This is a genomic window from Pseudomonas sp. PAMC 29040 (assembly GCF_003994535.1).
Classification (GTDB): Bacteria; Pseudomonadota; Gammaproteobacteria; order Pseudomonadales; family Pseudomonadaceae; genus Aquipseudomonas; species Aquipseudomonas paraversuta.
This window is the reverse complement of the sequence record NZ_RZAA01000007.1, coordinates 1-25,657: the sequence shown is the minus strand read 5'-3', so window position 1 is coordinate 25,657 and position 25,657 is coordinate 1. Positions and strand designations below refer to the sequence as shown.

24 protein-coding genes are annotated in these 25,657 nt (G+C 59.0%); 13 read left to right on the top strand and 11 right to left on the bottom strand.

The features are described 5' to 3' along the window. The first annotated feature begins 43 nt into the window (after positions 1–43). Together WG29040_RS14265 and WG29040_RS14260 are read left to right on the top strand one after the other, a co-directional pair. Entirely contained in the window at positions 44–913 is an 870-nt protein-coding gene (locus WG29040_RS14265) for a LysR family transcriptional regulator (protein WP_127196386.1), read from the top strand. A gap of 170 nt (positions 914–1,083) precedes the next feature. Beyond that, positions 1,084–2,787, top strand: a complete 1,704-nt coding sequence (locus WG29040_RS14260) for an amidase (RefSeq protein ID WP_127196385.1) — start codon at positions 1,084–1,086, stop codon at positions 2,785–2,787. Between the two features lie 1,586 nt (positions 2,788–4,373). On the opposite strand, the gene WG29040_RS14255 is transcribed toward WG29040_RS14260, so the two are convergent. Both WG29040_RS14255 and WG29040_RS14250 read right to left on the bottom strand, forming a co-directional pair. After that, complete coding sequence (locus tag WG29040_RS14255) at positions 4,374–5,648, bottom strand: Zn-dependent hydrolase (RefSeq protein ID WP_003442402.1); 1,275 nt, start codon at positions 5,646–5,648, stop codon at positions 4,374–4,376. Positions 5,649–5,694: 46 nt separating this feature from the next. Then, on the bottom strand, positions 5,695–7,182 hold the full coding sequence (locus WG29040_RS14250; RefSeq protein ID WP_003442400.1) for an NCS1 family nucleobase:cation symporter-1: 1,488 nt from the start codon (positions 7,180–7,182) through the stop codon (positions 5,695–5,697). Positions 7,183–7,780: 598 nt separating this feature from the next. On the opposite strand from WG29040_RS14250, the gene hydA reads away from it, so the two are divergent. Genes hydA through preA form a run of 3 tightly spaced genes read left to right on the top strand, consistent with a single transcriptional unit; the run spans position 7,781 to position 11,921 of the window. Next, positions 7,781–9,220 (top strand): dihydropyrimidinase, encoded by a 1,440-nt coding sequence (gene hydA / locus WG29040_RS14245; protein WP_003442398.1) that lies wholly within the window; start codon positions 7,781–7,783, stop codon positions 9,218–9,220. A gap of 58 nt (positions 9,221–9,278) precedes the next feature. Next, the gene (locus WG29040_RS14240) at positions 9,279–10,646 is read left to right on the top strand and encodes an NAD(P)-dependent oxidoreductase (RefSeq protein WP_127196384.1); all 1,368 of its coding nucleotides are present in this window, start codon (positions 9,279–9,281) and stop codon (positions 10,644–10,646) included. Next, on the top strand, positions 10,647–11,921 hold the full coding sequence (gene preA, locus WG29040_RS14235; RefSeq protein WP_127196383.1) for an NAD-dependent dihydropyrimidine dehydrogenase subunit PreA: 1,275 nt from the start codon (positions 10,647–10,649) through the stop codon (positions 11,919–11,921). A 77-nt stretch (positions 11,922–11,998) separates the two neighbouring features. Here preA and WG29040_RS14230 read toward each other — a convergent pair whose 3' ends face one another. Together WG29040_RS14230 and WG29040_RS14225 are read right to left on the bottom strand one after the other, a co-directional pair. After that, complete coding sequence (locus WG29040_RS14230; RefSeq protein ID WP_127196382.1) at positions 11,999–12,619, bottom strand: TetR family transcriptional regulator C-terminal domain-containing protein; 621 nt, start codon at positions 12,617–12,619, stop codon at positions 11,999–12,001. A 143-nt stretch (positions 12,620–12,762) separates the two neighbouring features. Beyond that, positions 12,763–13,119, bottom strand: coding sequence for a hypothetical protein (locus WG29040_RS14225; protein ID WP_003442389.1), 357 nt, complete (start codon positions 13,117–13,119; stop codon positions 12,763–12,765). Between the two features lie 252 nt (positions 13,120–13,371). Between WG29040_RS14225 and csrA the strand changes: the two genes are divergently transcribed. Both csrA and WG29040_RS14215 read left to right on the top strand, forming a co-directional pair. Further along, positions 13,372–13,566 carry a carbon storage regulator CsrA gene (gene csrA / locus WG29040_RS14220; protein WP_003442387.1) on the top strand — a complete coding sequence of 65 codons (195 nt, stop codon included), beginning with the start codon at positions 13,372–13,374 and terminating at the stop codon, positions 13,564–13,566. Between the two features lie 284 nt (positions 13,567–13,850). Then, on the top strand, positions 13,851–14,390 hold the full coding sequence (locus tag WG29040_RS14215) for a DUF1269 domain-containing protein (protein ID WP_003442386.1): 540 nt from the start codon (positions 13,851–13,853) through the stop codon (positions 14,388–14,390). Positions 14,391–14,442: 52 nt separating this feature from the next. Here the strand turns inward: WG29040_RS14215 and WG29040_RS14210 are convergent, their stop codons facing one another. Beyond that, complete coding sequence (locus WG29040_RS14210; protein WP_003442385.1) at positions 14,443–14,763, bottom strand: YbjQ family protein; 321 nt, start codon at positions 14,761–14,763, stop codon at positions 14,443–14,445. A 297-nt stretch (positions 14,764–15,060) separates the two neighbouring features. Here WG29040_RS14210 and ppnN point away from each other — a divergent pair, with 297 nt between their 5' ends. Further along, entirely contained in the window at positions 15,061–16,434 is a 1,374-nt protein-coding gene (ppnN, locus tag WG29040_RS14205) for a nucleotide 5'-monophosphate nucleosidase PpnN (RefSeq protein WP_003442384.1), read from the top strand. 64 nt (positions 16,435–16,498) lie between these two features. Here the strand turns inward: ppnN and WG29040_RS14200 are convergent, their stop codons facing one another. Further along, a complete protein-coding gene (locus WG29040_RS14200; RefSeq protein ID WP_003442383.1) occupies positions 16,499–17,032 on the bottom strand; it encodes a DUF3087 family protein in 534 nt (177 codons plus the stop codon). Positions 17,033–17,144: 112 nt separating this feature from the next. Beyond that, positions 17,145–17,615: an Lrp/AsnC family transcriptional regulator gene (locus tag WG29040_RS14195; RefSeq protein WP_127196381.1), complete on the bottom strand. Its 471-nt coding sequence runs from the start codon at positions 17,613–17,615 to the stop codon at positions 17,145–17,147. 124 nt (positions 17,616–17,739) lie between these two features. Here WG29040_RS14195 and WG29040_RS14190 point away from each other — a divergent pair, with 124 nt between their 5' ends. Then, complete coding sequence (locus tag WG29040_RS14190) at positions 17,740–18,933, top strand: methionine gamma-lyase (RefSeq protein ID WP_010657419.1); 1,194 nt, start codon at positions 17,740–17,742, stop codon at positions 18,931–18,933. 74 nt (positions 18,934–19,007) lie between these two features. Here the strand turns inward: WG29040_RS14190 and WG29040_RS24345 are convergent, their stop codons facing one another. Both WG29040_RS24345 and WG29040_RS14185 read right to left on the bottom strand, forming a co-directional pair. Then, positions 19,008–19,148, bottom strand: a complete 141-nt coding sequence (locus tag WG29040_RS24345; protein WP_165878368.1) for a hypothetical protein — start codon at positions 19,146–19,148, stop codon at positions 19,008–19,010. Positions 19,149–19,256: 108 nt separating this feature from the next. Next, complete coding sequence (locus tag WG29040_RS14185) at positions 19,257–20,177, bottom strand: LysR family transcriptional regulator (RefSeq protein WP_003442380.1); 921 nt, start codon at positions 20,175–20,177, stop codon at positions 19,257–19,259. Between the two features lie 310 nt (positions 20,178–20,487). Between WG29040_RS14185 and WG29040_RS14180 the strand changes: the two genes are divergently transcribed. From WG29040_RS14180 to metC, 4 genes are all read left to right on the top strand, one after another. Beyond that, the gene (locus tag WG29040_RS14180; RefSeq protein ID WP_003442379.1) at positions 20,488–21,219 is read left to right on the top strand and encodes a DUF969 domain-containing protein; all 732 of its coding nucleotides are present in this window, start codon (positions 20,488–20,490) and stop codon (positions 21,217–21,219) included. Continuing rightward, complete coding sequence (locus WG29040_RS14175; RefSeq protein ID WP_003442378.1) at positions 21,216–22,166, top strand: DUF979 domain-containing protein; 951 nt, start codon at positions 21,216–21,218, stop codon at positions 22,164–22,166. Before WG29040_RS14180 ends, WG29040_RS14175 begins: the two co-directional genes overlap by 4 nt. A gap of 8 nt (positions 22,167–22,174) precedes the next feature. Next, positions 22,175–22,816, top strand: a complete 642-nt coding sequence (pcp, locus tag WG29040_RS14170; protein ID WP_127196380.1) for a pyroglutamyl-peptidase I — start codon at positions 22,175–22,177, stop codon at positions 22,814–22,816. 323 nt (positions 22,817–23,139) lie between these two features. After that, a complete protein-coding gene (gene metC, locus WG29040_RS14165) occupies positions 23,140–24,309 on the top strand; it encodes a cystathionine beta-lyase (RefSeq protein ID WP_235972478.1) in 1,170 nt (389 codons plus the stop codon). 54 nt (positions 24,310–24,363) lie between these two features. Here metC and WG29040_RS14160 read toward each other — a convergent pair whose 3' ends face one another. Next, positions 24,364–24,825 carry an Lrp/AsnC family transcriptional regulator gene (locus WG29040_RS14160; protein ID WP_127196378.1) on the bottom strand — a complete coding sequence of 154 codons (462 nt, stop codon included), beginning with the start codon at positions 24,823–24,825 and terminating at the stop codon, positions 24,364–24,366. 34 nt (positions 24,826–24,859) lie between these two features. After that, entirely contained in the window at positions 24,860–25,240 is a 381-nt protein-coding gene (locus tag WG29040_RS14155; RefSeq protein ID WP_127196377.1) for a RidA family protein, read from the bottom strand. Between the last annotated feature and the right edge of the window lie 417 nt (positions 25,241–25,657).

Sequence of the window (25,657 nt, the reverse complement as noted above, 5' to 3'; positions counted from 1 at the left end):
GATCCACAATGCTGGACGCCCTATCGAATATTGGAATAACTCTATGAATATCGACTGGTATGAAGACTTTCTCGCCCTGGCCGATACCGGCAAGTTCACCGCGGCTGCCAGCATGCGTGGCTCGTCGCAATCGGCGTTGAGCCGGCGCATTCAGTTACTTGAAGGCCACCTGGGCGCGACCCTGGTGGACCGCGACCGCAACCCGGTGCGCCTGACGGCTGCCGGCGAAGCCCTGCTGCCGAATGCCGTGGAACTGGTGCGCATGGCCCGGGACTGCGAGCAGAGCGTAAGAGTGCTGAACCGGCCGCTGACATTCGCCTCGTTGCACACCCTGGCCTGCAACTTTTTCCCGGGCTGGATCAGCCGGCTCAACAGCCCTGAGGCGCCCCTGTTTACCCGGATCGATACCGGTTATCGCAGCACCGATGATTACTACATGGCGCTGATGTCGGGACGTTGCGATTTCATCCTGTTCTACCGCGACGCCAAGACTGCGCCCTACTCCCGTCAGAGCGAGTTCGAGGTCAAGTCCCTGGGCCATGACGAACTGTACTGGGTCGCCACCCCGGCCCTGGCCGCGCACTGTGCGCAGACCGATGCGCCGATCCCGCTGTTGAGTTACTCGCGCAGTGCGCAACTGCATGAACTGTCGCGCACCCAGATCAACCGCCATCCACAACCACAGCGCCTGCTGCAGGTGTTCGAAGCGACCGTATCCGAAGCCCTGAAACCCATGGTCGCCAGCGGCCAGGGCGTGGCGTGCATGCCCCACAGCATGGTCGCGCCCCTGATCGAGCGGCAGGAACTGGTGCGCTTGTACCCGGACATGGAATCGGACCATCTGGAAGTGATTCTGGTGCGCTGGCGGGATAACCGTAATCCCCAGGCCGATGCGTTTTGGCAGAGGTTGTAGCCAGGTCTACCGGCGCCACAGCCTTCAATATGGGCCCGGCAAAAAGCTCGCGAGGCAAGCTCGCTCCTGCATGGGTCCGGAACGGGCAGGGTTTATCATCACATCGCTGGCTGAGCAGGTACGACTTTAGATAAGCTCTGCGTCCCCCATCAGCAACCAGCGGTAAGCGCATGTTTGAAGTCACCGAGGTCCCCATCGCCCAACTGCGCGCCGCGCTCGAGTCCGGACAGGTAACGGCGGTTGAGCTGGTGCAGGCTTATCTTGCCCGCATCGATGCCTATGACACGCCCGATACAGCCACTGCCCTCAATGCCGTGGTGGTGCGCAACCCTGAGGCACTGGCCGAAGCGCAGGCCAGCGATGCACGACGGGCCAGGGGGCAGACCCTGGGACCTCTGGACGGCATCCCCTACACCGCCAAGGACAGCTATCTGGTGAAAGGGCTGACCGCAGCGTCGGGCAGCCCCGCCTTCAAGGACCTGGTGGCCCATCGCGATGCGTTTACCATCGAACGCCTGCGTGGCGCCGGGGCCATTTGCCTGGGCAAGACCAATATGCCGCCCATGGCCAACGGTGGAATGCAGCGCGGGGTATATGGCCGGGCCGAGAGCCCGTATAACGCCGATTACCTCACCGCGCCCTTTGCCTCGGGCTCATCCAACGGTGCAGGCACGGCAACCGCAGCCAGTTTTTCGGCCTTTGGTCTGGCGGAAGAAACCTGGTCCAGCGGACGTGGCCCGGCCTCGAACAATGGTTTGTGCGCCTATACCCCATCGCGCGGAGTGATTTCGGTGCGCGGCAACTGGCCGCTGACCCCGACCATGGACGTGGTGGTGCCGTTTGCCAGAACCATGGCCGACCTGCTTGAAGTACTAGACGTGGTCGTGGCCGAAGACCCGGACACCCGTGGTGATCTGTGGCGCCTGCAGCCCTGGGTACCGATCCCGGCAGTGGCCTCGGTGCGCCCTGCCTCTTATGCAGAGCTCAATGCCGGCGCTGACGCACTGGCAGGCAAGCGCTTTGGCATACCGCGCATGTACATCAATGCCGACCCCGAAGCGGGCACGGCCGAAGCACCGGGTATTGGCGGCCCGACCGGCCAGCGGATCATTACCCGGGCCTCGGTGATCGAGCTCTGGCAAGCTGCGCGTCAGGCCATTGAAGCCCGGGGTGGTGAAGTGATCGAAGTCGACTTCCCGCTGGTATCCAATTGCGAGGGTGACCGCCCCGGAGCACCCACCGTGTTTACCCGCGGTCTGGTGTCCAAAGAGTTTTTGCATGATGAGTTGTGGGAGCTGTCGGCCTGGGCGTTTGACGACTTCCTGCGGGCCAATGGTGATCCGAAACTTGGCTGTCTGGCAGACGTTGACGGTGCACTGATCTTCCCCCACGACCCGGGAACCTTGCCCAATCGCGAAGATGAACTGGCGGCGGGCATGGATGAATATGTGCGCATGGCCGAGCGCGGCATTACCCCGTGGGACCGGATCAGTACCGTGCCGGATGGCCTGCGCGGTCTGGAGCAGACCCGCAGGATTGACCTGGAGGACTGGATGGATGGTCTGGGTCTGGATGCAGTGCTGTTCCCGACGGTTGCCGATGTAGGGCCGGCGGATGCGGATGTGAATCCGGTATCTGCGGATATTGCGTGGAGCAATGGGGTTTGGGTTGCCAACGGTAACCTGGCGATCCGGCATCTGGGTGTGCCGACGGTGACGGTGCCTATGGGTGTGATGGCGGATATTGGCATGCCGGTGGGGCTGACCTTTGCCGGTCGGGCCTATGATGATTCGGCGTTGTTGCGATTTGCTGCGGCGTTTGAAGCCACCGGCAGCAAACGCTTGATCCCGCCGCGGACGCCGCCATTGGCATAAGTTTTGGCTTTGGGTTTTAAAGACGATGTCCTGCCGCCACTCGATAGCCGGAACGACGCGGATGCCCATCACAGGAGGCCGAACGCAGGGGCTGTTGTGGGGGTGGCGAGGCAGGACGCCGAGCCAGCCGTGTCGGGCCATGAATACCGCGTATATATCCGTTTGATGTATCACGGCTCTCTACGGGTTCCGCCCTTACGGCGGCTCACTTTTGTCAAACAGCCACAAAAGTAAGCAAAAAGGCTTTGCCCCAGCGTACGGCCTTCGCTGCGCTCAGGTTCCCTCGCTCCGGTCCCGCTCCGTGGCCACGCCGTGACGGGCCATCCATGGCCCAACACGGCTCTCCCGGCATCCATGCCGGGAGGACCACTACGCAGAACCTCCTCTCGGCCTCCCGAAGGGGCCAGTAGATCAAGATCAAAAACAAATCAAAAGCAGATCAAAAGCAGATCAAAAACGCCCCTGAAGGCGCTGTTTTGCTTTTTGCTTTTTGCTTTTTGCTTTTAAAAACGATGTCCCTGCCGCCACTCGATAGCCGGAACGACGCGGATGCCCATCACAGGAGGCCGAACGCAGGTGCTGTTGTGGGGGTGGCGAGGCAGGACGCCGAGCCAGCCGTGCCGGGCCATGGATGGCCCGTCACGGCGTGCCCCCACAACAGCGCCGGAGTGAGGGTACCGGGCGAGCCTAGGCGAGCACGGCCGTATGGTAGGGCACAGACCTTTTGGGTACTTTTGGGGCGTTTGCCAAAAGTACCTCGCCGTAAGGGCGAAACCTGTATTTCAGATAAACGCCTGTGCAGGATATGTATCCGGTAGATCTATAAATCCCACCGTGTACATATCCGTTTGATGTATCACGGCTTTCTACGGGTTCCGCCCTTACGGCGGCTCACTTTTGTCAAACAGCCACAAAAGTAAGCAAAAAGGCCTTGCCCCAGCGTACGGCCTTCGCTGCGCTCAGGTTCCCTCACTCCGGTCCCGCTCCGTGGCCACGCCGTGACGGGCCATCCATGGCCCAACACGGCTCTCCCGGCATCCATGCCGGGAGGACCACTACGCAGAACCTCCTCTCGGCCTCCCGAAGGGGCCAGTAGATCAAGATCAAAAACAAATCAAAAGCAGATCAAAAGCAGATCAAAAGCAGATCAAAAACGCCCCTGAAGGCGCTGTTTTGCTTTTTGCTTTTTGCTTTTTGCTTTTTGCTTTTTGCTTTTAAAAACGATGTCCCTGCCGCCACTCGATAGCCGGAACGACGCAGACGCCCATCACAGGAGGCCGAACGCAGGTGCTGTTGTGGGGGTGGCGAGGCAGGACGCCGAGCCAGCCGTGCCGGGCCATGGATGGCCCGTCACGGCGTGCCCCCACAACAGCGCCGGAGTGAGGCGAGCTCAGCCGTATGGTAGGGCACAGACCTTTTGAGTATTTTTGGGATGGTCCGACACTCGGCGTTTGCCAAAAGTGCCTCGCCGTAAGGGCGAAACCCGTAAAAAGCCGTGATACATAGAACGGATATGTACGCTCAGTTTTAACTGCGGTACCGCGTACATATCCGTTTGTGCATCCCAAAGTCGCCAGCAACACCCCTTAGCGGGTTTGCGCAACTATCTGCGATGCCGCAAGCATCGCCTTGAGCAACACCGCACATCCCGCCGCCAGATCCCCCGGATCGGCATTCTCGATCTCGTTGTGACTGATCCCCCCCTCACAGGGCACAAAAATCATCCCCGCCGGACCCAGCTCGGCCAGGAAGATCGCGTCATGCCCTGCCCCGCTGACGATGTCCATGTTGGATAACCCCAACTCATTGGCCGCGTCGCGCACCGCATCCACACAATCCGGGTTGAAGTACAACGGCGGGAAGTCCGCAGTCGGGGTCAGTTCAAAACTCAGGCCATGCTGCTTGCAGGTGGCTTCGATCACTCCACGCACTTGCTCGATCATCGAGTCCAGTCGCTCCGGCAACAGGTGACGGAAATCCAGAGTCATGCGCACTTCGCCCGGGATTACGTTGCGTGACCCCGGATAGGCTTGCAGGCAGCCCACGGTGCCACAGGCATGGGGCTGATGGCTCAAGGCGGCCTGGTTGACCGCGGCCACCACGGCCGCAGCGCCGACCAGGGCGTCTTTGCGCAGGTGCATGGGCGTCGGCCCCGCGTGGGCTTCTACGCCGCGCAGGTTGAGGTCGAACCATTTTTGCCCCAGAGCCCCAAGCACCACGCCTATGGTTTTGCGTTCGTCTTCAAGGATCGGCCCTTGCTCGATATGGGCTTCGAAGTAAGCACCCACCGGGTGGCCACTGACTTTGCGGCTACCGGCATAACCAATGGCATTCAGGGCCTCGGCAACCGTTACACCCTGGGCGTCGGTCTTGGCCAGGGTTTCTTCAAGGGTGAATTTTTCCGCAAATACCCCGGAGCCCATCATGCACGGCGCAAACCGCGAGCCTTCTTCATTGGTCCACACCACCACTTCCAGCGGGGCTTGTGTCTCGATGTTGAGGTCATTGAGCGTGCGCAGTACTTCGACACCCGCCAGCACTCCGTAGCAACCGTCAAACTTGCCGCCGGTGGGCTGGGTATCGATATGGCTGCCGGTCATTACTGGCGGCAAGTCCGGGTTGAGCCCGGGACGACGGGCGAAAATATTGCCCACCGCGTCGACACTGACCGTGCAGCCCGCTTCTTCACACCAGCGTACGAAGATGTCCCGGGCCTGACGGTCGAGGTCGGTCAGGGCCAGGCGACAGACCCCGCCTTTGACTGTGGCTCCCAGTTGCGCCAGCTCCATCAGCGAGGCCCAGAGGCGCTCTCCATTGATGGACTGCGGGCGTTGCTGCTGAAGGTCTTGTACAGCGTTCATGGCGTTTTCCTCAGGCAGTTCTTATAAGAATTGATGGGGGGGAATTTCAAATTGCACCTTTGACCACGGTCACCTGCGGGCGGCTCAGGCGGCACAATCCGTAGTAAATCGCAGCCCCCAGTAACGACCCGGTAAACCAGCCGTAATCGTAAAACCAGCTGAAGGCGCTGCTGCCCAGTGACAACAGGGTCAGCGCAACCGGCACGCCGAAGGCAATGAAACCGTTCCAGTTCCAGGCCGGGTACACACCATCGAGGTAGAGCCCCTCAAGGTCGAGTTTTTGCTGACGGATGATGAAATAGTCCACCACCATGATCCCGGCAATCGGCCCCAGCAGGCTGGAATAGCCCAGCAGCCAGTTGGAGTACACGGTTTCAAGGCTCACGTCAGAGACCAGCAGGCCGAGTTTTTTCAGCAGTTCATGGGCCATCAAGGCCAGCCCCACCAGACCGGTCAACATCACGGCCTTGGTGCGGTTGATCAGTTTTGGCGCGATGTTCTGGAAGTCGTTGGTGGGCGAGACAATGTTGGCGGCCGTGTTGGTGGACAGCGTGGCGATGATGATCAGGGCCATGGCCAGGGCCACCCAGCCAGGACTCTGGATGTGGCCAATGAGGCTCACCGGATCGGACACCGTGACGCCCACCAGTTTTTCCGAGGCAGCGGTCAGCACTACCCCCAGCGCGGCGAACAGAAACATGGTCAGGGGCAAACCGAATATCTGGCCCAGAATCTGGTCTTTCTGGCTTTTGGCGTAGCGGCTGAAGTCCGGGATATTCAGGGACAGGGTCGCCCAGAAACCGACCATGGCGGTCAGGCCGGCAAAGAAGTATCCGTACACGCTGGCACCCTCGGGGCGCTTGGGCGGCTGGGCCAGCAACTCGGTCATTGACACGTTTGGTAACGCCCAAACCAGCAAGCCGATACCGACCAGTACCAGCAGCGGGGCCGACAGGGTTTCAAGCCATTTGATCGACTCGGCACCGCGTAATACCACCCACAGATTGAGGGCCCAGAACACCATGAAGCCGATCACTTCTCCGGTGCCGCCGAGGCTTTTCCAGCCTTCAAATACCGACCCCAGGAACAGGTGAATGGCCAGGCCGCCGAACAGGGTTTGAATGCCGAACCAGCCGCAGGCCACCAGGGCGCGGATCAGGCACGGAACGTTGGAGCCAAGGATGCCGAACGAGGATCGCAGCAATACCGGAAAGGGAATGCCGTACTTGGTGCCCGCAAATGCATTGAGGGTCAACGGAATCAGGACCACGATATTGGCCAGAAAAATCGCCAGCAGCGCCTCGCCCACACTGAGCCCGAAGTAGGCAGTCAATACGCCGCCCAAGGTGTAGGTCGGCACACAGATGGACATGCCGATCCACAGCGCCGTGATGTGCCATTTGTTCCAGGTGCGCTCGTGAACTTTGGTGGGCGCCATGTCGTGGTTATATCGGGGACTGTCGAGAACGTCAGTCCCGGCCTCCAGTTCGAACAACCCGTTACGTTCGGTGACTTGTGATCTGCTTGGCTGCATGCTCGTTCACTCTCTTGTTTTGGTGTTCTGGTAACAGGCGCTGCGCAATAACACAGTGCGACTCACTTGCCTGGTCCGGTGAATCCGGTTCTGGCAGCGACAATCAAGAACTGTGCCGTGTTAGTTGCCTCCCCCTGTCTATCGGCTTTCGGTACTTGCAACTGGCTGGTTTAAAAGGTTTTAACCATCAAGGCAAATGACACTCATTCCCGTTAAAGACCCTCTTTTAACTCGTCCCTCTTTTTTCATATAACAAAACGAAACAACTCGGTGCACGCTTATTTATTTTCCGCTTTAAGCTCCCGTTCGCTCAGGGCCTCAAGCGCCTGATTTAGCATAAGAAACTTCGCCTATATTTGAATCCTGTCAAGTGCGTCAAAATGGTGATGCCGTGCACTATTTTGGTGATTTAAATTAAAAACATATATAAATCAGTTAGTTATATAAATATAAGTGCTTTAAAAATAAAGTTTGATCATTTAGCAACAACACTCTAGATTTCATTCCTGACACCAGTGACAGGAACCGATCCTGTACAGCGGTCGTAATAACAACACTTAGAGCCGGTTATAGCCGGTCTGCCTGCGAGGAACTCGGTATGTCACTGTTAATCCGTGGCGCTACGCTTGTGACCCATGATGAAAGTTATTGTGCTGATGTTTATTGCGCTGACGGTCTAGTCCGCGCAATTGGAACTGATCTTGATGTTCCGGCCGGCTGCGAAGTGCTCGATGGCAGCGGTCAATATTTACTTCCCGGCGGTATCGATCCGCACACCCATATGCAATTACCCTTTATGGGAACTGTGTCCAGCGAAGACTTTTTCAGTGGTACTGCTGCCGGTCTGGCCGGTGGCACAACTTCAATTATCGACTTTGTGATTCCCAACCCTCAGCAGTCCTTGCTGGAGGCCTTTCATCAATGGCGCGGCTGGGCTGAAAAATCGGCTTCGGATTACGGCTTCCACGTGGCGATTACCTGGTGGAGCGAGCAGGTGCGCGAAGAAATGGCCGAGCTGGTCAGCCACCACGGGATCAACAGCTTCAAACATTTCATGGCTTACAAAAACGCGATCATGGCCACCGACGACACCCTGGTCGCCAGCTTCGAGCGCTGCCTGGAACTGGGTGCTGTGCCCACCGTGCATGCCGAAAACGGCGAGCTGGTGTATCACTTGCAACGCAAGCTCATGGCCCAGGGCATGACCGGGCCCGAGGCCCATCCGCTGTCGCGCCCCTCCCAGGTGGAGGGCGAAGCAGCCAGCCGGGCGATCCGCATCGCGCAGACCATCGGTACGCCGCTGTACATGGTGCATGTCTCGACCCGTGAAGCGCTGGATGAAATCACCTACGCCCGCAGTCAGGGCCAGCCGGTGTATGGCGAAGTATTGGCTGGCCATTTGCTGCTGGATGAAAGCGTGTACCAGAACCCCGACTGGCAGACCGCTGCCGGCTACGTGATGAGCCCGCCCTTCCGTCCTCGCGGGCATCAGGAGGCGCTTTGGCATGGCTTGCAGTCCGGCAATCTGCACACCACGGCCACCGATCACTGTTGCTTCTGCGCCGAGCAAAAAGCCGCCGGGCGTGATGATTTCAGCCTGATTCCCAACGGCACGGCCGGCATCGAGGACCGCATGGCGGTGCTCTGGGATGAAGGCGTGAACACCGGGCGCCTTTCCATGCAGGAGTTCGTCGCACTGACCTCCACCAACACCGCGAAGATTTTCAATCTGTACCCGCGCAAAGGCACGATCCGGGTCGGCGCCGACGCCGATCTGGTGCTGTGGGACCCCCAGGGCACGCGCACCATTTCCGCCAAAACCCACCATCAAAAAGTCGACTTCAACATCTTTGAAGGCAAGACCGTGCGCGGTGTCCCCAGCCATACCATCAGCCAGGGCCGCCTGGTATGGGCCAATGGCGATCTGCGGGCGGTGCGCGGCGCCGGTCGTTATATCGAACGTGCGGCCTACCCCGCGGTGTTCGACCTGCTGAAAAAACGCGCGGAGCAGCACATGCCCGTTGCCGTAAAGCGCTGACTATAAAAACCACTGCCCGACAGAGGCAGACGATCCCCACAACCGTGAGGCAACCAACGTGATCAAGTCCCTGAACCATTTGCCGCATTCCCACCAGGATGCGGTGGCGCTGGCCAGTCATTTCACTGATCTGGCACCACCCCTGTCCGCCCGACAGGCCGTATTGGAAAGCTCGCGCTGCCTGTATTGCTATGACGCCCCGTGTGTCAATGCGTGCCCCAGCGATATCGATATCCCGTCGTTCATTCGCAATATCCAGCAGGAGAATGTCAAGGGCGCCGCGCACAAGATCCTCTCGGCCAACATCCTGGGCGGCAGTTGCGCCCGGGTCTGTCCGACCGAGGTGCTGTGCCAGCAGGCCTGCGTGCGTAATAACGACCAGGAATGCGCCCCGGTCTTGATCGGCTTGCTCCAGCGGTATGCGGTGGACAATGCGCAGTTCAGCGAATACCCGTTCACCCGGGCAGCGCCCACCGGCAAGCGTATCGCCGTAGTCGGGGCGGGGCCCGCCGGGCTGGCCTGTGCCCATCGCCTGGCCCTGCTCGGGCATGAAGTGGTGATCTTCGAAGCCAGCGAAAAAGCCGGCGGCCTCAATGAATACGGAATCGCCAAATACAAGCTGGTGGACGACTTTGCCCAGCGCGAGGTGGATTTCGTGCTGCAAATCGGTGGCATCGAGGTGCGCCACGGCCAGCGACTGGGCAGCAATCTCAGTCTGAGCGAGCTGCATCTGCAGTTCGATTCGGTGTTTCTGGCCATCGGCCTGGCAGCCAGTCGCCAGTTGGGCCTGCCCGACGAAGACGCGCCCGGCCTGCTGGCCGCCACCGACTACATCCGTGAACTGCGCCAGAGCGACGACCTGACGCAACTGCCCCTGGCCGATCGCTGCATCGTGCTGGGCGCGGGCAATACGGCCATCGATATGGCGGTGCAAATGGCCCGTCTTGGTGCTCGCGAGGTCAATCTGGTGTACCGCCGAGGCCTTGAGGACATGGGCGCCACCGGGCACGAGCAAGACATTGCCAAGGCCAATCAGGTGCGGCTGATGACCTGGGCCCAGCCACAGGAATTGCTGCTGGATGAACAAGGCCGCGTGCGCGGCATGCGCTTTGCCCGTACCCGCCTTGAAGGCGGGCGCCCGGTGAGCACCGGTGAAAGCTTTGAGCTGGCGGCAGATGCGGTGTTCAAGGCCATCGGCCAGACGTTCGATGAAAGCGCGCTGAACGATCCGCTGGCCCAGGCGTTGAAGCGTGCGGGTGACCGGATTGAGGTGGATGAGCAACTGCGCACCAGCGTACCCGGGGTCTATGCCGGGGGCGATTGCACCTCCCTGGGCCAGGATCTGACCGTACAGGCGGTACAACACGGCAAGCTGGCCGCAGAAGCCATTCATGCCCATCTCATGCTTAACCAGGAGGCAGCGTAAATGGCCGATCTCTCGATTGTTTTCGCCGGTATCAAGGCACCCAACCCGTTCTGGCTGGCCTCTGCGCCCCCCACCGACAAAGCCTTTAACGTGGTCCGCGCCTATGAAGCGGGCTGGGGCGGCGTGGTCTGGAAAACCCTGGGTGAAGACCCGGCGGCGGTCAATGTGTCGTCCCGCTATTCAGCCCACTTCGGGCCTAACCGCGAAGTCATGGGTATCAACAATATCGAGTTGATTACCGATCGCTCTCTGGAGATCAATCTACGGGAAATTACCCAGGTCAAAAAAGACTGGCCGGACCGGGCGTTGATCGTGTCATTGATGGTGCCGTGCGAGGAGCAGGCGTGGAAATACATCCTGCCGCTGGTTGAGGCCACCGGCGCCGATGGAATCGAGCTGAATTTCGGCTGCCCCCACGGCATGCCTGAACGGGGAATGGGGGCGGCGGTGGGCCAGGTGCCCGAGTACGTGGAGATGGTGACCCGCTGGTGCAAGACCTATTGCTCGCTGCCGGTGATCGTCAAGCTGACGCCCAACATCACCGATGTGCGACTCAGCGCCCGGGCCGCCCACCGCGGCGGTGCGGATGCAGTGTCGTTGATCAATACCATCAACTCCATCACCAGTGTCGACCTGGAGCGCATGGTGGCGTTGCCAATGGTCGGCAGCCAGAGCACCCACGGCGGCTATTGCGGCTCGGCGGTCAAGCCGATAGCCCTGAATATGGTGGCCGAAATTGCCCGCGATCCACAAACCCGGGGCTTGCCGATCTGCGGCATTGGCGGCATCGGCAGCTGGCGTGATGCGGCAGAATTCATCGCCCTGGGCTGTGGCGCGGTGCAGGTGTGTACCGCAGCGATGCTCCACGGGTTCCGGATTGTGGACGAGATGAAGGATGGCTTGTCGCGCTGGATGGACAGCCAGGGCTACACCAGCCTGGAGGATTTCTCCGGGCGCGCTGTGGGCAACACCACCGACTGGAAGTACCTGGATATCAATTACCAGGTGATCGCCAAAATCGACCAGGATGCCTGTATCGGTTGCGGGCGCTGCCACATTGCCTGTGAAGACACGTCGCACCAGGCCATTTCCAGCGTCAAGCTGGCCGACGGTACCCGTCGTTATGAGGTTATCGAGGACGAGTGCGTGGGTTGCAATCTGTGTCAGATCACCTGCCCGGTGGAGTCATGTATCGAGATGGTGCCACACGACAATGGCTTGCCGTTCCTGGACTGGAACCATGATCCACGCAATCCGTATCACGTGGCATCCTGAAGCACGGGGCCAGCGGATAACCCCGTCGCGAGCAAGCTCGCTCCTGCAGGTCTGAGCCTGTGGGAGCCGGCTACCGCTCAGGGCTCCAGGCCGATCCCGCGCAGGATCACGCTGGTGACCGTCTGCACCGCCCGCTCGAACTGGATGTCCGACAGTGGCTGGTGATCGTTGAGGATGTTTACCTGATGGTCGAAGTCGGCGTAATGCTGGGTTGAGGCCCAGATCATGTACAGCACGCTGGCGGGCTCCACCGGCAGAATCCGCTTGTCCACCACCCATTGCCGGATCTTGGCTTCTTTCATCTTGGCCCAGTCATAGAGGCTGGCATCCAGCGCCAGGCCCAGCGAAGGAGCGCCGTGGATGATTTCGTTGGCCCAGACTTTCGAGCCGTAAGGCCGGGTGCGCGAATGGTTCATTTTGGCCCGGATATAACTGCTGAGTACCAGCCGCGGGTCGTCGTAGGTCTCGAAACACAGCGCATCCTGTTTCCACACGTCGAGCAGGCCCAGCAGCACTGCACTATAGAGCTCGGTTTTGGTGCTGAAGTAATAATGCAGGTTGGAGCGTGGCAGCTGAACTTCAGCGGCGATGTCCGCCATTGCCGCGCCCGCAAAGCCTTTTTCTGCAAAAATCTTCTCGGCGCCGAGAAGGATTTTTTCTACGTTCGCCCGGCGAATTTCAATTTTGTGATTGCCCATTGCTTATCGCCCTTGTCCTTGTGCTTCATCGATGAGCACCCTGACAATTCAGGCCCCCCCGCAGACGCAAAATATTCTCGCCCGAGGCGTCGCATAGCGCCTGTTAAGGCTACGCTTACGCTGCTACGCGACACTGCGGCAGTTTAATTCGCGGCGGGTAATTCAATCACGTCCGTTTCAATGCCATCGAGTTTGGGCTTGAGTTTCATTTTTTCCTGCGCCTCATGAGCCTGGGCTTCAGTGGCGAATGGTCCGACCAGGAAGTGCTTCACACCCTCACGCTCATAAATATAAGGAGTGAAACCATTGTCAAGAAGCCTTCCCGTGGTATCGGTGATAGTTGCGCGCTGGCCCTCAGTGATCTCCAGCGCCCAACGGGCAACCGGGGCCTGGACCGCCGTAGCTTCAGAAGCTGCTTTAGCCCGCTGGATTTTATCGTTAGACTCCTGACCGCAAGCCGTCAAGGCCAATATTGCTGTCATCACGATGACTTTACGCACTGCGTTTCCCCTGTCTGTTTGTGTGAATCGATTTTATCACTGGGGCACCAACCATTGCTCACCTTGAACAAATCCGATTCGCCCCAATTTAAGGCTCATACGCGAGAACTTTTCCCCTGTGGGGAATTAAGTCCCTGGCGCTGACGTCTGTAATGAGCGGCGCATTTATACGCACTAAGCAGTATTCTGTAGTCATGAACGAAGCCGCACCGTCTCAGAGACGTGCCTTACAAAGCCCTCAAGGAGAAAAAAATGCTGATTCTCACCCGTAAAGTTGGTGAAAGCATAAACATTGGTGATGATATTACGATCACTATTTTAGGAGTCAGCGGGCAACAGGTCAGAATCGGCATCAACGCGCCGAAAGATGTCGCTGTTCACCGTGAAGAAATTTATCAACGCATCCAGGCAGGTCTGTCTGCCTCTGACAAAAACGATCAACCGTAAACCTCCGAGGTATCAGCCCTTGGAATGAGTGTCAGGGCTGCCCGGCCAGCCCTCCTCAATCCACGACCTCAGAGGCAACCCGTCACGCCCTCCCCCTCGCTTGTTCAAGCCTGCTTCAGTACTGGATTATTCCTGCCTACTTGACCGTTCCAAGGTTTGCGACCACGCTCAGTCCGCGTAGAAAGCTGATACAGACTGAGTCACTGCACTGATGAAGGTCTGAAAGCGCCTCCTAATGTCAGCCCGGCAAAGGGCTGGACCTGTACCGTCAAGGAATGAAAGACATGTCCGATTTAATCGTAGTGGGATTTTCAGATACCGAAGTAGCAGATCGCGCCCTCACCAAAATGGTTTCGCTCAGCAAAGAGCACCTGGTAGAGCTGGAAGATGCGGTCATTGTGGTTCGTAACGCCGACGGCAAAATCCATATCAAGCAAAGCGTCAATCTTACCGCTCTCGGGGCTACTTCTGGCCTGGTCACCGGCGGCCTTTGGGGGGCACTGGTGGGCCTGCTGTTCCTCAACCCGCTGGCCGGTTTTGCCATTGGCGGCGCTCTGGGCGCAGGCACCGGCGCCCTTTCGGGTTCGTTGAGCGACTACGGGATTGATGACCAGTTCATCAAGTCCCTGAGCGAAACCATCCCCAACGATTCCTCGGCCCTGTTTTTGCTGCTGCGCAAATTCCAGCCGGAAAAAGTGCTGCAAGAGCTTGAAGACTCAAACTTCAAAGGCAAGGTCCTGCGCACCTCGCTGTCCCCTGAACAAGAGCAGAAGCTGCAGGACGCCCTGTCCAAAACCGCGGCAGTGGGTACTACAACCGTCTAAGCCCTTATTCGGGTTGCATCGGCCATTCGGCAGCCTTGATGGCTGCCGGATTCTAGCCCAGGCGCACTGCCGTGCCGGTGGCAAACACCACCAGCATCCCGCCACGCCCTGAAGGCATGCTGATTTCGAAGTTCAGCCCGACAATGGCATCTGCCCGCAAGCCTTGCGCCCTGTCGCGAATTTCATCCGTGACCTCGGCACGCGCTTCTTTCAGTGCCCGCTCCAGGGTCTGAGAGCGCCCGCCAAAGAAATCCCGCACCCCGGTAAAAAAATCCCGCACTACGTTGATGCCGTGTACCGACTCGGCACTGACCACTCCCAGGTACTCGGTGATCTGGCGGCCTTCTATTCGGTTGGTGGTGGTGATGATCATGGCGGTTCCTCAAATATTCGCGAGCGGGATGGTGATCCCTGATTGTGCAAAAGATTAACTCAAACCCCCGCACCTTTGCCGCGCCAGCTGCTCTAAACAGGGCTGCGCTGGCCTTATCCGCCTGCAGTGGTACTGTTGTCAAAGCTGTGACAGGCCCCACCCGGGGCTACTATGCTTAAAGCGAATAAATCTAAAGACGTAAGAGTTGGGACCTCTCGCTCGGCAGATGCAGATGGCTGATATGAACTCAATAGCTGCGCCAAGCCACTTTTCGATCCCGCTTACAGGAAGCCCATAATGGTTCAAAGACAAGTCATCAATGCCTCGGTCAGCCCGAAAGGCAGTCTGGAAACACTCTCGCAACGTGAAGTTCAGCAATTGAGCGAAGTCGGCTCAGGCAGCAGTTACACCCTGTTCCGACAGTGCGTGCTGGCAATCCTCAATACCGGCGCCCAGGTCGACAACGCTAAAACCATCCTTGAGGCCTATCAGGATTTCGAGGTGCGGATTCACCAGCAGGACCGTGGCGTTCGCCTTGAACTGCTCAATGCGCCGGCTGATGCATTCGTTGATGGCGAAATGATCGCCAGCACCCGCGAGATGCTGTTCAGCGCCCTGCGCGACATTGTCTACACCCAAAGCGGCCTGGACAGCCCGCGCATCGACCTGAGCACCTCAGCAGGCATCACCGACTATGTGTTCCACCTGCTGCGCAACGCCCGCACCCTGCGCCCGGGCGTAGAACCCAAGATCGTCGTGTGCTGGGGTGGTCACTCGATCAATACCGAAGAGTACAAGTACACCAAAAAGGTCGGCCACGAACTGGGCCTGCGCAGCCTGGACATCTGCACCGGCTGCGGCCCAGGCGTGATGAAGGGGCCAATGAAAGGGGCCACCATTTCCCACGCCAAACAGCGTTTGACCGGTGGCCGTTATCTGGGCCTGACCGAACCGGGCATCATCGCCGCCGAAGCGCCGAACCCCATCGTCAACGAACTGGTGATTCTGCCGGACATCGAAAAACGCCTTGAAGCCTTCGTCCGGGTTGGCCACGGCGTGATCATCTTCCCGGGCGGCGCCGGGACTGCCGAAGAGTTCCTGTATCTGCTCGGTATCCTGATGCACCCGGAAAACAGCGATGTGCCGTTCCCGGTCATCCTGACCGGGCCAAAGGAAGCAGCGCCGTATTTGCAGCAGCTGCATGAATTTGTCGGTGCCACCCTCGGCGAGGCGGCACAGACCCATTACCAGATCATCATCGACAACCCGGCCGAAGTGGCCCGGCAAATGACCTCGGGGCTCAAGGCGGTGAAAATGTTTCGCCGCGAGCGCAATGACGCGTTCCACTTCAACTGGTTATTGAAAATCGATGAGGGCTTCCAGCGTCCGTTCGAGCCCACCCACGCCAATATGGCCAGCCTGCAATTGCGCAGCGACATGCCGGCCCATGAACTGGCGATCAACCTGCGTCAGGCTTTTTCCGGGATTGTGTCGGGCAACGTGAAGGAGAAAGGCATTCACTTGATCGAGCAGCACGGCCCGTACGAGATTCATGGTGACCCGGCAATCATGAAACCGCTGGATAAACTACTCCATGCATTCGTCGCCCAGCACCGCATGAAACTGCCGGGTGGCGCGGAGTACGTACCCTGCTATCGCGTCGTAAGCTGAGCCTGTCCTGAGGGGCATGCCGGGCGGGCAAAAGCGCATTGCGCCCGGCTTGCCCGGCAAAGGATTACTTCAACGGTGCAAATTTTTTGACCGTTTCCAGCCAGGCCGGATCCAGCCGGGTCTGTTCGGTATCGATACCGAGCGCCTCCAGCCGTGCCTTATGCAGATCAATCTCGTGAACCATCTGGCTCAGCGCACTGGAATTGGCGTCCAGCTGGTACATCTGGGTAATCCCCAGGTGATAGAAGCGCAGCAGCTTCATGGCCGTCACATCGCCAGCCATCACCCCCGCCGTCACATGGTGCATGACGTTGGTGACTTTCATCAGACTGCGTTTGAGCTGCCAGCCATACACCGCCGGTGCCATCCAGGGCTGCGACCAGAAGTTGAACCGCACCAGGGCAATGGTGATGAGCAAAGCCACAATCACGCCGGCCAGGTTCAAACGGAAATTATCACCACCCTCGACTCCCAGCAGCATCACTGCCAACCCGGATACCAGTAGCGCCAATGCGGCAAAGGTCAGCGCGATGTACAGGGTGCTGCGCCGGGTCTTCTGGCGATAGATCTCGGGGCTGAGCGGTTTTATTTCAAACATCACTGTCACAAAACTCCTGGCTGATTATGAAAGTCCGAGGCGCATTATGCCCGTCCACAAGCCAAGGGGATTGAATCAATCAGCGTAACGCGCGGGGTGCGCTGATTGGCAGTCAAGGTTGCATCGGAATGAGGCGATTGGGCTTGACCGCCTTGAACGAGAAACTTGAATAAATTTCCTTTACCGCGGGCAAGGTCTGCAGCACCTCCCGGGCAAATTCACCGAAGGACTCCAGGTCTTTGGCCACCACTTCGAGCAAGAAGTCATAACGGCCCGAGATGTTATGGCAGGCAATAATTTCAGGGATGTCCAGCAAGCGCTGCTCAAAATCCCTTGCGGTTTCCCTGGAATGCGAAGCCATCATCAGACTCACAAAAGCTGTCACCCCGTAGCCCAGCTCCCTGGGTGAGAGAATCGCTTGATAGCCACAAATAAGGCCGCTTTCCTCCAGGGCTTTTACCCTTCGCCAACAAGGTGAAGTGGTCAATGAAACTTTCTCGGCCAGCTCGGCAATGGTCAGGCGCGCATTGCCTTGCAGCGCGCTAAGCAGGGCCTTATCGGTTCTATCCAGAGCAATTGGCATAATTTGCCTCCAAGTTTCAGCATGACCGGCTTTTATGCCAATAAACCTGTATTTGGCTGGCCAATATGGAATTTTTATTGTTGGTTTTGAGCATAGCATCGGAGGAAATATCGGAGAGTCCGCCATGACAGACAAGAACAATGACTTCGGTTTTTCTACCCGCGCGATTCATCACGGCTACGATCCACTGCAGAATAACGGCGCGCTGATACCACCGATTTATCTCACCTCAACCTTTGCCTTTCCCACCGTCGAATATGGCGCAGGGTGTTTTGCCGGTGAGCAAAGCGGGCATTTTTACACCCGCATTTCCAACCCGACCCTGGCCCTGCTGGAGTCGCGCATGGCGGCACTGGAAAACGGCGAAGCGGGTGTGGCATTCAGCTCCGGCATGGGTGCGATTGCCGCCACCTTCTGGACCCTGCTCAGACCCGGCGATGAAATCATCGTCAACCGCACGCTATACGGCTGTACCTTTGCCCTCCTGCACCACGGCATCGGCGAATTCGGGGTCAAGGTCAAGCATGTCGACATGTCCGACCTGATCGAACTCGAAGCCGCGATCAGCCCGGCAACGCGCATGATCTACTTCGAATCACCGGCCAACCCCAACATGAAGCTGGTGGATATAGCCGCCGTTTCAGACATTGCCCACAAGCACCAGGACATTGTCGTGGCTATCGACAACACCTACTGCACCCCGTACCTGCAACGCCCGCTGGAACTGGGTGCCGACCTGGTCGTGCATTCGGCCACCAAATACCTCAGCGGTCACAGTGACATTACGGCGGGCATAGTCGTGACCAGTCAGGCCCTGGCAGACCGGATCCGCCTGCAAGGCCTCAAAGACCTCACGGGTGCAGTAATGTCGCCCCAGGATGCCTATCTATTGATGCGCGGCCTCAAGACCCTGGCCTTGCGCATGGACCGCCATTGCAGCAACGCTCAAGTCATCGCCGCTTGTTTGCAGGAGCACCCCGCGGTGGAATGGGTCGCCTACCCCGGCCTGCCCTCTTTTCCCCAGCACGCACTGGCATCCCGGCAAATGAAACTGCCGGGGGGCATGATCGCCTTTGAACTCAAGGGTGGCCTTGCCGCGGGCCAGCGGTTCATGAACGCCCTGCAACTGTTCAGCCGTGCAGTCAGCCTCGGCGGAGCAGAGTCGCTGGCGCAGCATCCCGCGAGCATGACCCACTCCACCTACACCCTGGAAGAACGGGAGCGGCATGATATTTCCGAGGGGCTGGTGAGACTGGCGGTAGGTCTGGAAGACATTGCCGATTTGTTGGCGGATATCGAGCAGGCACTGCAAGCCTGAACCGCATCTGGGCAGCGACTACAGAAAATGCGGTTGTTTGGTAAGCATGTGCACAGGTGTGAACCGATGCTGGCTCAACCCGGCGGGATCGTCGCCAAAATGCCGATGCCGATGGTCAACGCCAAAAAACCACCTAAAAACCATGCCATCTTGCCCATAACAATTGCCCTCAAACGTTCGTAATAAAACAGGCGCAGAACATCTGCCAGCACCATGGGAGTGATGCCCGAGGCTCACGCCCTTGCCTGTCTCGAAAGGTTGGGGGCAATTCTGCGCCGCGAACTGCACACATAACAGTCGCAGATAATGCGAATAAAAGCGGATCAGTTGTGCGGCAACACAAAGTGGGCCGGCGACACGCTGCGCTGATACTCGGCCACAACGGCCTGGCTCAGGTTGACCACCGCCTCGTTCAACTCCAGGCCGGCACCGGCGCGCCAACTGGCATACACCGAAAAACCCGGAGCGGCCTCGATCGGCAAGGCGATCATCGCCCCGCTCTGCAATTCACGGCTGACCAGTACCGGAGGCAAGGCGCCGATGCCGAAACCGTCGGCTACCAGTTTGATAATGGCCGCCACCGAGTTGATACAGCTGACCCTCGGCGCCGCAATGGCGTGCTGATGCAGAAAGTTGAGCATGTCCTGATGGGGCCGGGAATGCCTGGAGAACGTCAGCAACCGTTCCTGACACAGATCCGCCAGGCTGGCGTAACTGCGATCCTGCGCGCCAGCACGGGCCACGACCCAGCTCAGCGGGTAACTGGCCAGTTGCACGTTGCGTACCCCGTCTGCCCGGAGCAGATCGGTCTGGAACACCAGATCCAGTTGCCCCTTGAGCAATTGCTCACTCAGGTTCAGCGCGGTATCGGCCGTCAGTTCGACTTCGACCTGCGGATAATCGCGGCTCAAGGCACTGATCAACTCGCTCAGCCAACTGTGAATCACGGTGTCCATCACCCCGATCCGCAAGCGCCCGGCAAAGCTGTCGGCCAGGCCCAGGGACTGCTGCAGGCGTTGCTGGGTGGCCAGCATTTCTTCGGCGTAACCCAGCACCTTGTGCCCCTCGCGCGTCAGGCTCACCCCACGCGAGTCACGCAGGAACAACTGCACACCCAGCTCGGTTTCGAGGACCGATATGCGACTGGATATCGCCGCCTGGGTGGTTGAAAGTTTCTCTGCGGTCAGGCGGAAACTGCCAAGACGCGCCACCCAGACGAACGTAAGAAGAAAACGCATGTTCATTAAGGGGGTTTTCTCCGGACCGGAACAAGTGCGTCACTCTAAACCTTTGCCGTGAACTCAATCCAGTCGGCTTAAGTCGGTGATTGGCAAAACTTTTTTGTTCGGGGGTGACAACTTTTTTTGACTGGACGCGTAGCTCAAAGCCACCAACCATATCGGCTAATGATGCTCCCTCATCGGGCGTCAAAAATAAAAAAACACGCTGAGTCCGGCAGCGTACCGATTTTGCGAAAGTGTGCCTGACCGCTTTCGCCTTGCCCGCACCAGCCTGCCCTGGTGTTGCGGCATTCAGCTAAGGGATTTCCCCCTCATGCAAACCGTCGTAAACCTGTGGCCCCTGATTGGCGTGTTCGTCATCATTGCGGGCTTTATACTGCGCTTCAATCCACTGCTGGTGGTGAGCGCGGCGGCTATCGTCACCGGCCTTGCAGCCCACTTCCCCCTGGAAAAAATCATTACCCTGATGGGCGAAGGCTTTCTCCAGACCCGCGCCCTGCAACTCATTCTGTTATTACCCCTGGCGGTGATCGGCCTGCTGGAGCGCCACGGTTTGCGCCTGCATGCACAAAACTGGATCGCCAGCTTTCAGCGGGCAACCGTCGGCCGGCTGCTGATCATGTACCTGTTCCTGCGTGAAGCCACCGCCGCGGTGGGCCTGACCAGCCTGGGCGGTCATCCGCAAATGGTGCGCCCGTTGCTGGCCCCCATGGCCGAGGGTGCGGCCGAGAACAAATACGGCAAGCTGCCGGACAAGGTGCGACACAAGGTGCTGGCCATGTGCGCCGCCACCGATAACATCGGCCTGTTCTTTGGCGAAGATATTTTTGTCGCCTTTGGTGCCATCGCCCTGATGCATACCTTCCTGCTGGGCTCGGGGCTGGATGTCGAGCCGCTGCACATTGCCTTCTGGGGCATCCCCACCGCCATCTGCGCCTTTATCATCCATGCATTACGCCTGTATCGCTTCGATCTGATGCTGTCGCGCAGCATGGCCGAAGTCGCTCAAGACGATGCTGACGCGGCGAAGGAGCTGGCACGATGATTATCTCTATCGAGTATTTCTACTGGCTGGCCGGCGCGCTGTTGCTGATCACCGCGGGCATGATCGCAACTGACCGCACCCACCCCAAGCGCTGGACCAGCAGCCTGTTCTGGGCACTGTTCGCGATGGTATTTCTGATTGGTGACCGGCTTTCGCCGTTCGTGGTCGGGGTTGGCGTGCTGGTGATGGCCGTTATTGCCGGCATCGGTGGCGTCGGTCGCGGCGCCCATGCCGAGTTGCACGTCAAAGCTGCACGGGCCAGCGCCGGCCGCCTGGGCCACAAGCTGTTTATCCCGGCGCTGTCGATTCCACTGGTAACGGTGATTGGCTCGGTGCTGCTCAAGAACGTCCAGATCGGCGGCGTACCGCTGCTCGACCCGAAGAACACTACCTTCGTATCGCTGGGCATCGGCTGCATGGTGGCACTGGTACTGGCTTGCATTCTGACCCGCGACACACCGCTGCAGGGCTTGCGCGAGTCCCGGCGTCTGACCGAAGCCCTGGGCTGGACCATGGTATTGCCGCAAATGCTGGCCATGCTCGGCCTGCTGTTCAATGACGCCGGAGTCGGCGCGGCAGTTGCCCACGTCACCACCGCCTACATCAACATGGACTACCGTCTGGTAGCAGTGATGGTCTACGTGCTGGGCATGGCCCTGTTTACCGTGATCATGGGTAACGGCTTTGCTGCATTCCCGGTGATGACCGGCGGTGTCGGGGTGCCAATACTGGTGGGGGTCTACGATGCCAACCCGGCAGTGATGGCGGCGATCGGCATGTTTTCCGGCTATTGCGGCACCCTGATGACGCCAATGGCAGCCAACTTCAACATCGTGCCCGTCGCCCTGCTGGAGCTGCCGGACAAATACGCCGTGATCAAGGCCCAGATGCCAACGGCGCTGCTGATGCTGGTGGTCAATATCGTCCTGCTTTATCTGTTGATGTGAGGCCCGCCATGCGCACTGTGCTGCTGACCGGTTTTGAACCGTTCGACCAAGATACGATCAACCCGTCCTGGGAGGCCGTGCGCCTTCTGGACGGCGTTTTGCTCAGCGATGATGTGCGCATCGTCGCCCGCCTGTTGCCCTGCGCCTTCGCCGAGGCGCCAGCCCGGCTTGCCGAGTTTCTGGCGCAACTGGCACCCGAGATGGTGATTGCCGTAGGCCTGGCAAGCGGCCGTGCAGACTTGTCGGTCGAACGGGTGGCAATCAACCTCAATGACGCGCGAATCCCCGACAACCAGGGCCTGCAACCGATCGACACGCCGGTGGTGGCGCAAGGGCCTGCAGCGTATTTCAGCACCTTGCCGATCAAGGCCATGGTGCGGGCAATCAAGGCTGCCGGCATTGACGCCTCGGTATCCCATACAGCCGGCACCTTTGTCTGCAATCAGGTGTTCTATAGCTTGCAGCATGCCCTCGCCGGCTCGGGAGTACGCAGTGGCTTTATCCATATCCCCACGCTGCCGCAACTGGCCCAGGAGTCCGGGGTGCCGTCCATGGCACTGGAGACTGTGGTTCAAGGGCTGCGGATTGCCCTGATCAGCGCGCTGAACACCGAACAGGATGTGCTTGAAACCGGCGGTCAGGTGAGCTGATCGCTGAATCCCGGCCCTTGGCGTCATGGGTGGCAGCCAGCCAGGGGCCTTGATGACAGCCCCCTGCGAGGGCAATTTCACCCGGTCTTGATTGAGCCCCCACGCTCGGCGCCCTCTGGCAGCAGGGCCATACTGCACCTCGCGCTCTAGAATCCTACGCAGCCATTCATTATGAGATTTGTTTTCTATTTATAGGCATATTTATAGAATAACTTTTACCAAAAATCTGATAACAGGCAAAAACATTCAATATTTTTCGCTCCATTAGCCGGTACCATTTTCCTCACACTTTGCAGGAAGGTACCGCTGTAATGCATGACGCCATGACTCGCTACATACACGCCGGAAGAACCCCGCAGGCCTTCGGCGGGCTGGTCAACACCCCGGTCTTTCGCGGTTCGACCGTCTTGGCGGACAGCTTCGCCAGCTGGGAAGCGAGCAAAAAAAACGGCAATCCCTACTCCAACTATGGACGCTTCGGCACGCCCACCACCCGCTCGTTCGAGCAGGCCATGGCCGAGCTTGAAGGCGGCCATGGCTGCCTGGTTTTCCCTTCGGGCCTGGCAGCCTGCACCCACGCCCTGCTGGCTTTTGTCAGTGCCGGCGATCATGTGCTGATGACTGACAACATCTACGGGCCCACACGTACGTTTGCCAGCAATGTACTGAGCCGCCTGGGGGTTGAAGTCGAGTATTTTTCACCGCTGATTGGCGCCGGTATTGCTGCCCTCATGCGCCCCAACACCCGGGTAGTCTTCGCCGAATCACCGGGCTCGCTCACGTTCGAGGTGGCCGACCTGCCTGCAATCTGCGCTGCCGCCCACGAGGCAGGCGCCTTTGTGCTGCTGGACAATACCTGGGCATCCCCCCTGTACTTCAAGCCGTTTGAACATGGGGTTGATGTGTCCATCCAGGCGGCCACCAAATACATCGTCGGCCACTCGGACGCCCTGCTGGGCACGGCCACGGCCAACCAGAAGGCCTGGGAGATCCTTAAAGCCGGGGCCCATGATTTCGGGCAGACCGCCAGCCCGGACGACTTGTTTCTGGCACTGCGTGGCTTGCGCACCCTGCCGATCCGCCTGCAACAACACTGGCGTAGCGGCGTGGCACTGGCGCAAAGCCTGAGCGAGCACCCGGCCATCAGCCAAGTGCTGCACCCGGCCCTGGCCAATGACCCCGGGCATGACCTCTGGAAGCGGGATTTTCTGGGCGCCAGCGGCCTGTTCTCGATACGGGTCAAAACCCGTGACACAGCCGTGCTGGGGCGGCTGTTCGATAATTTGCAACTGTTCGGGATCGGGCTGTCCTGGGGCGGCTTCGAAAGCCTGGTGGTCCCGGTCGGCCAGCCTGTGCGCAGCTGCACCCGCCAGCCCGACGAAGGTTATCTGATTCGGGTACATGCCGGGCTGGAACACATCGACGACCTGGTCGAAGACTTCCATCGGGCTCTGGATATAGCGTTTAAACAATGCAGGGTTGCGGTGGCCTGAACCCATCGCGAGCAAGCTCGCTTCTACAAGTCTGCGCTGTGGCGACTACACACCTTATGGCGCATAGCGCAGAGGCAGCCGCGTGGAATACTTGATTTGCTCCATGGAAAAACTCGAGCTGATGTCGGCCAGACCCGGGATGCAAATCAACTGTTTGTAAACCCCGTCATAGGCCGCGACATCCGGCACTGCCACCCGCAACAGGTAATCCGTGTCACCCGCCATCCGATAGACCTCAACCACCTCATCCACTGCCGAGACCGCGGCGTGAAACTGCGCCAGCCAGTGCGCATTGTGTTGCGTGGTTTTGATCGACACGAACACCACCACCCCGACATTGAGTTTGTGGCCGTCCAGCAAGGCGACCCGGGCACGGATGACTCCGGACTCTTCCAGCTTCTGAATCCGCCGCCAACACGCCGTGCTGCCCAAGCCAATCTGGTCGGCAATCTCGGCCACCGGCCGCGTGCAATCGGTTTGCAGAATTTGCAGGATGGCCCGGTCAAGCTTGTCCATGGAAGTCTTTACCTTGCTGGAAAAATGGAACGGCTCAGCCCTTGGCTGCCATTGCGGTCACTTCCACACGCATGCCTTCGACTGCCAATGCGGCTACACCCACGGCGGCGCGAACCGGCCATGGCTTGGCAAAGAAACGCTTGTACACCTCGTTGAATGCCGCGCGGTCAGCCATGTCCGTGAGGTAAATGGTCAGATGCAAGACCCGGTCCATGGAGCTGCCTGCGCGTTCCAGCGCGACCTTGAGCGCTTGCAGCGTGCATTCGCTCTGCTCGGTGATACCCCCCAGTTCCAGGCTGCCATCGGCACGGGTGGGAATCTGGGTGGAAACCAGCAGGCCGGCAAAACCGGCCACGTCGGACGAGATCGATTGGGTGTCTGGATCAGGGGTGAAGGTGATGTCTTGGTTGGCCATGTAAATCTCTTTTTGTTGGGGAACTGTCACGCTTGAAGCGCCACAGTTTACAGCCTCAGCGTCGGAACGTTGTTGATCGAGTCTTAAATAACCGCAACCCGTACCGTCACTGTGGCGACTTGCGCGGCAATCGCGCCAGTCAAACAAGCGCTCATCCGCACTTGCCGGGGTGACTTTTTGTCATGACATCCTCTACAGCTGCTGCTCATTGTCAGCCTCAAGCCTGCGCTCCTATTTTGCTATTTCGTTCCAGCCAAGGAGTAGCAAACATGCATCACTCATCTGAGCACACCCCCGACATCCAGTCCGCCGCCAGCCTGCTCAGCAGCGGCGATGTGTATTCCGGGGCCTACAACTTTATGAGCAGCATCAGTGCCGGCGTCGATCCGCGCACCGGTGCGTTCTCGGCCTCGATCA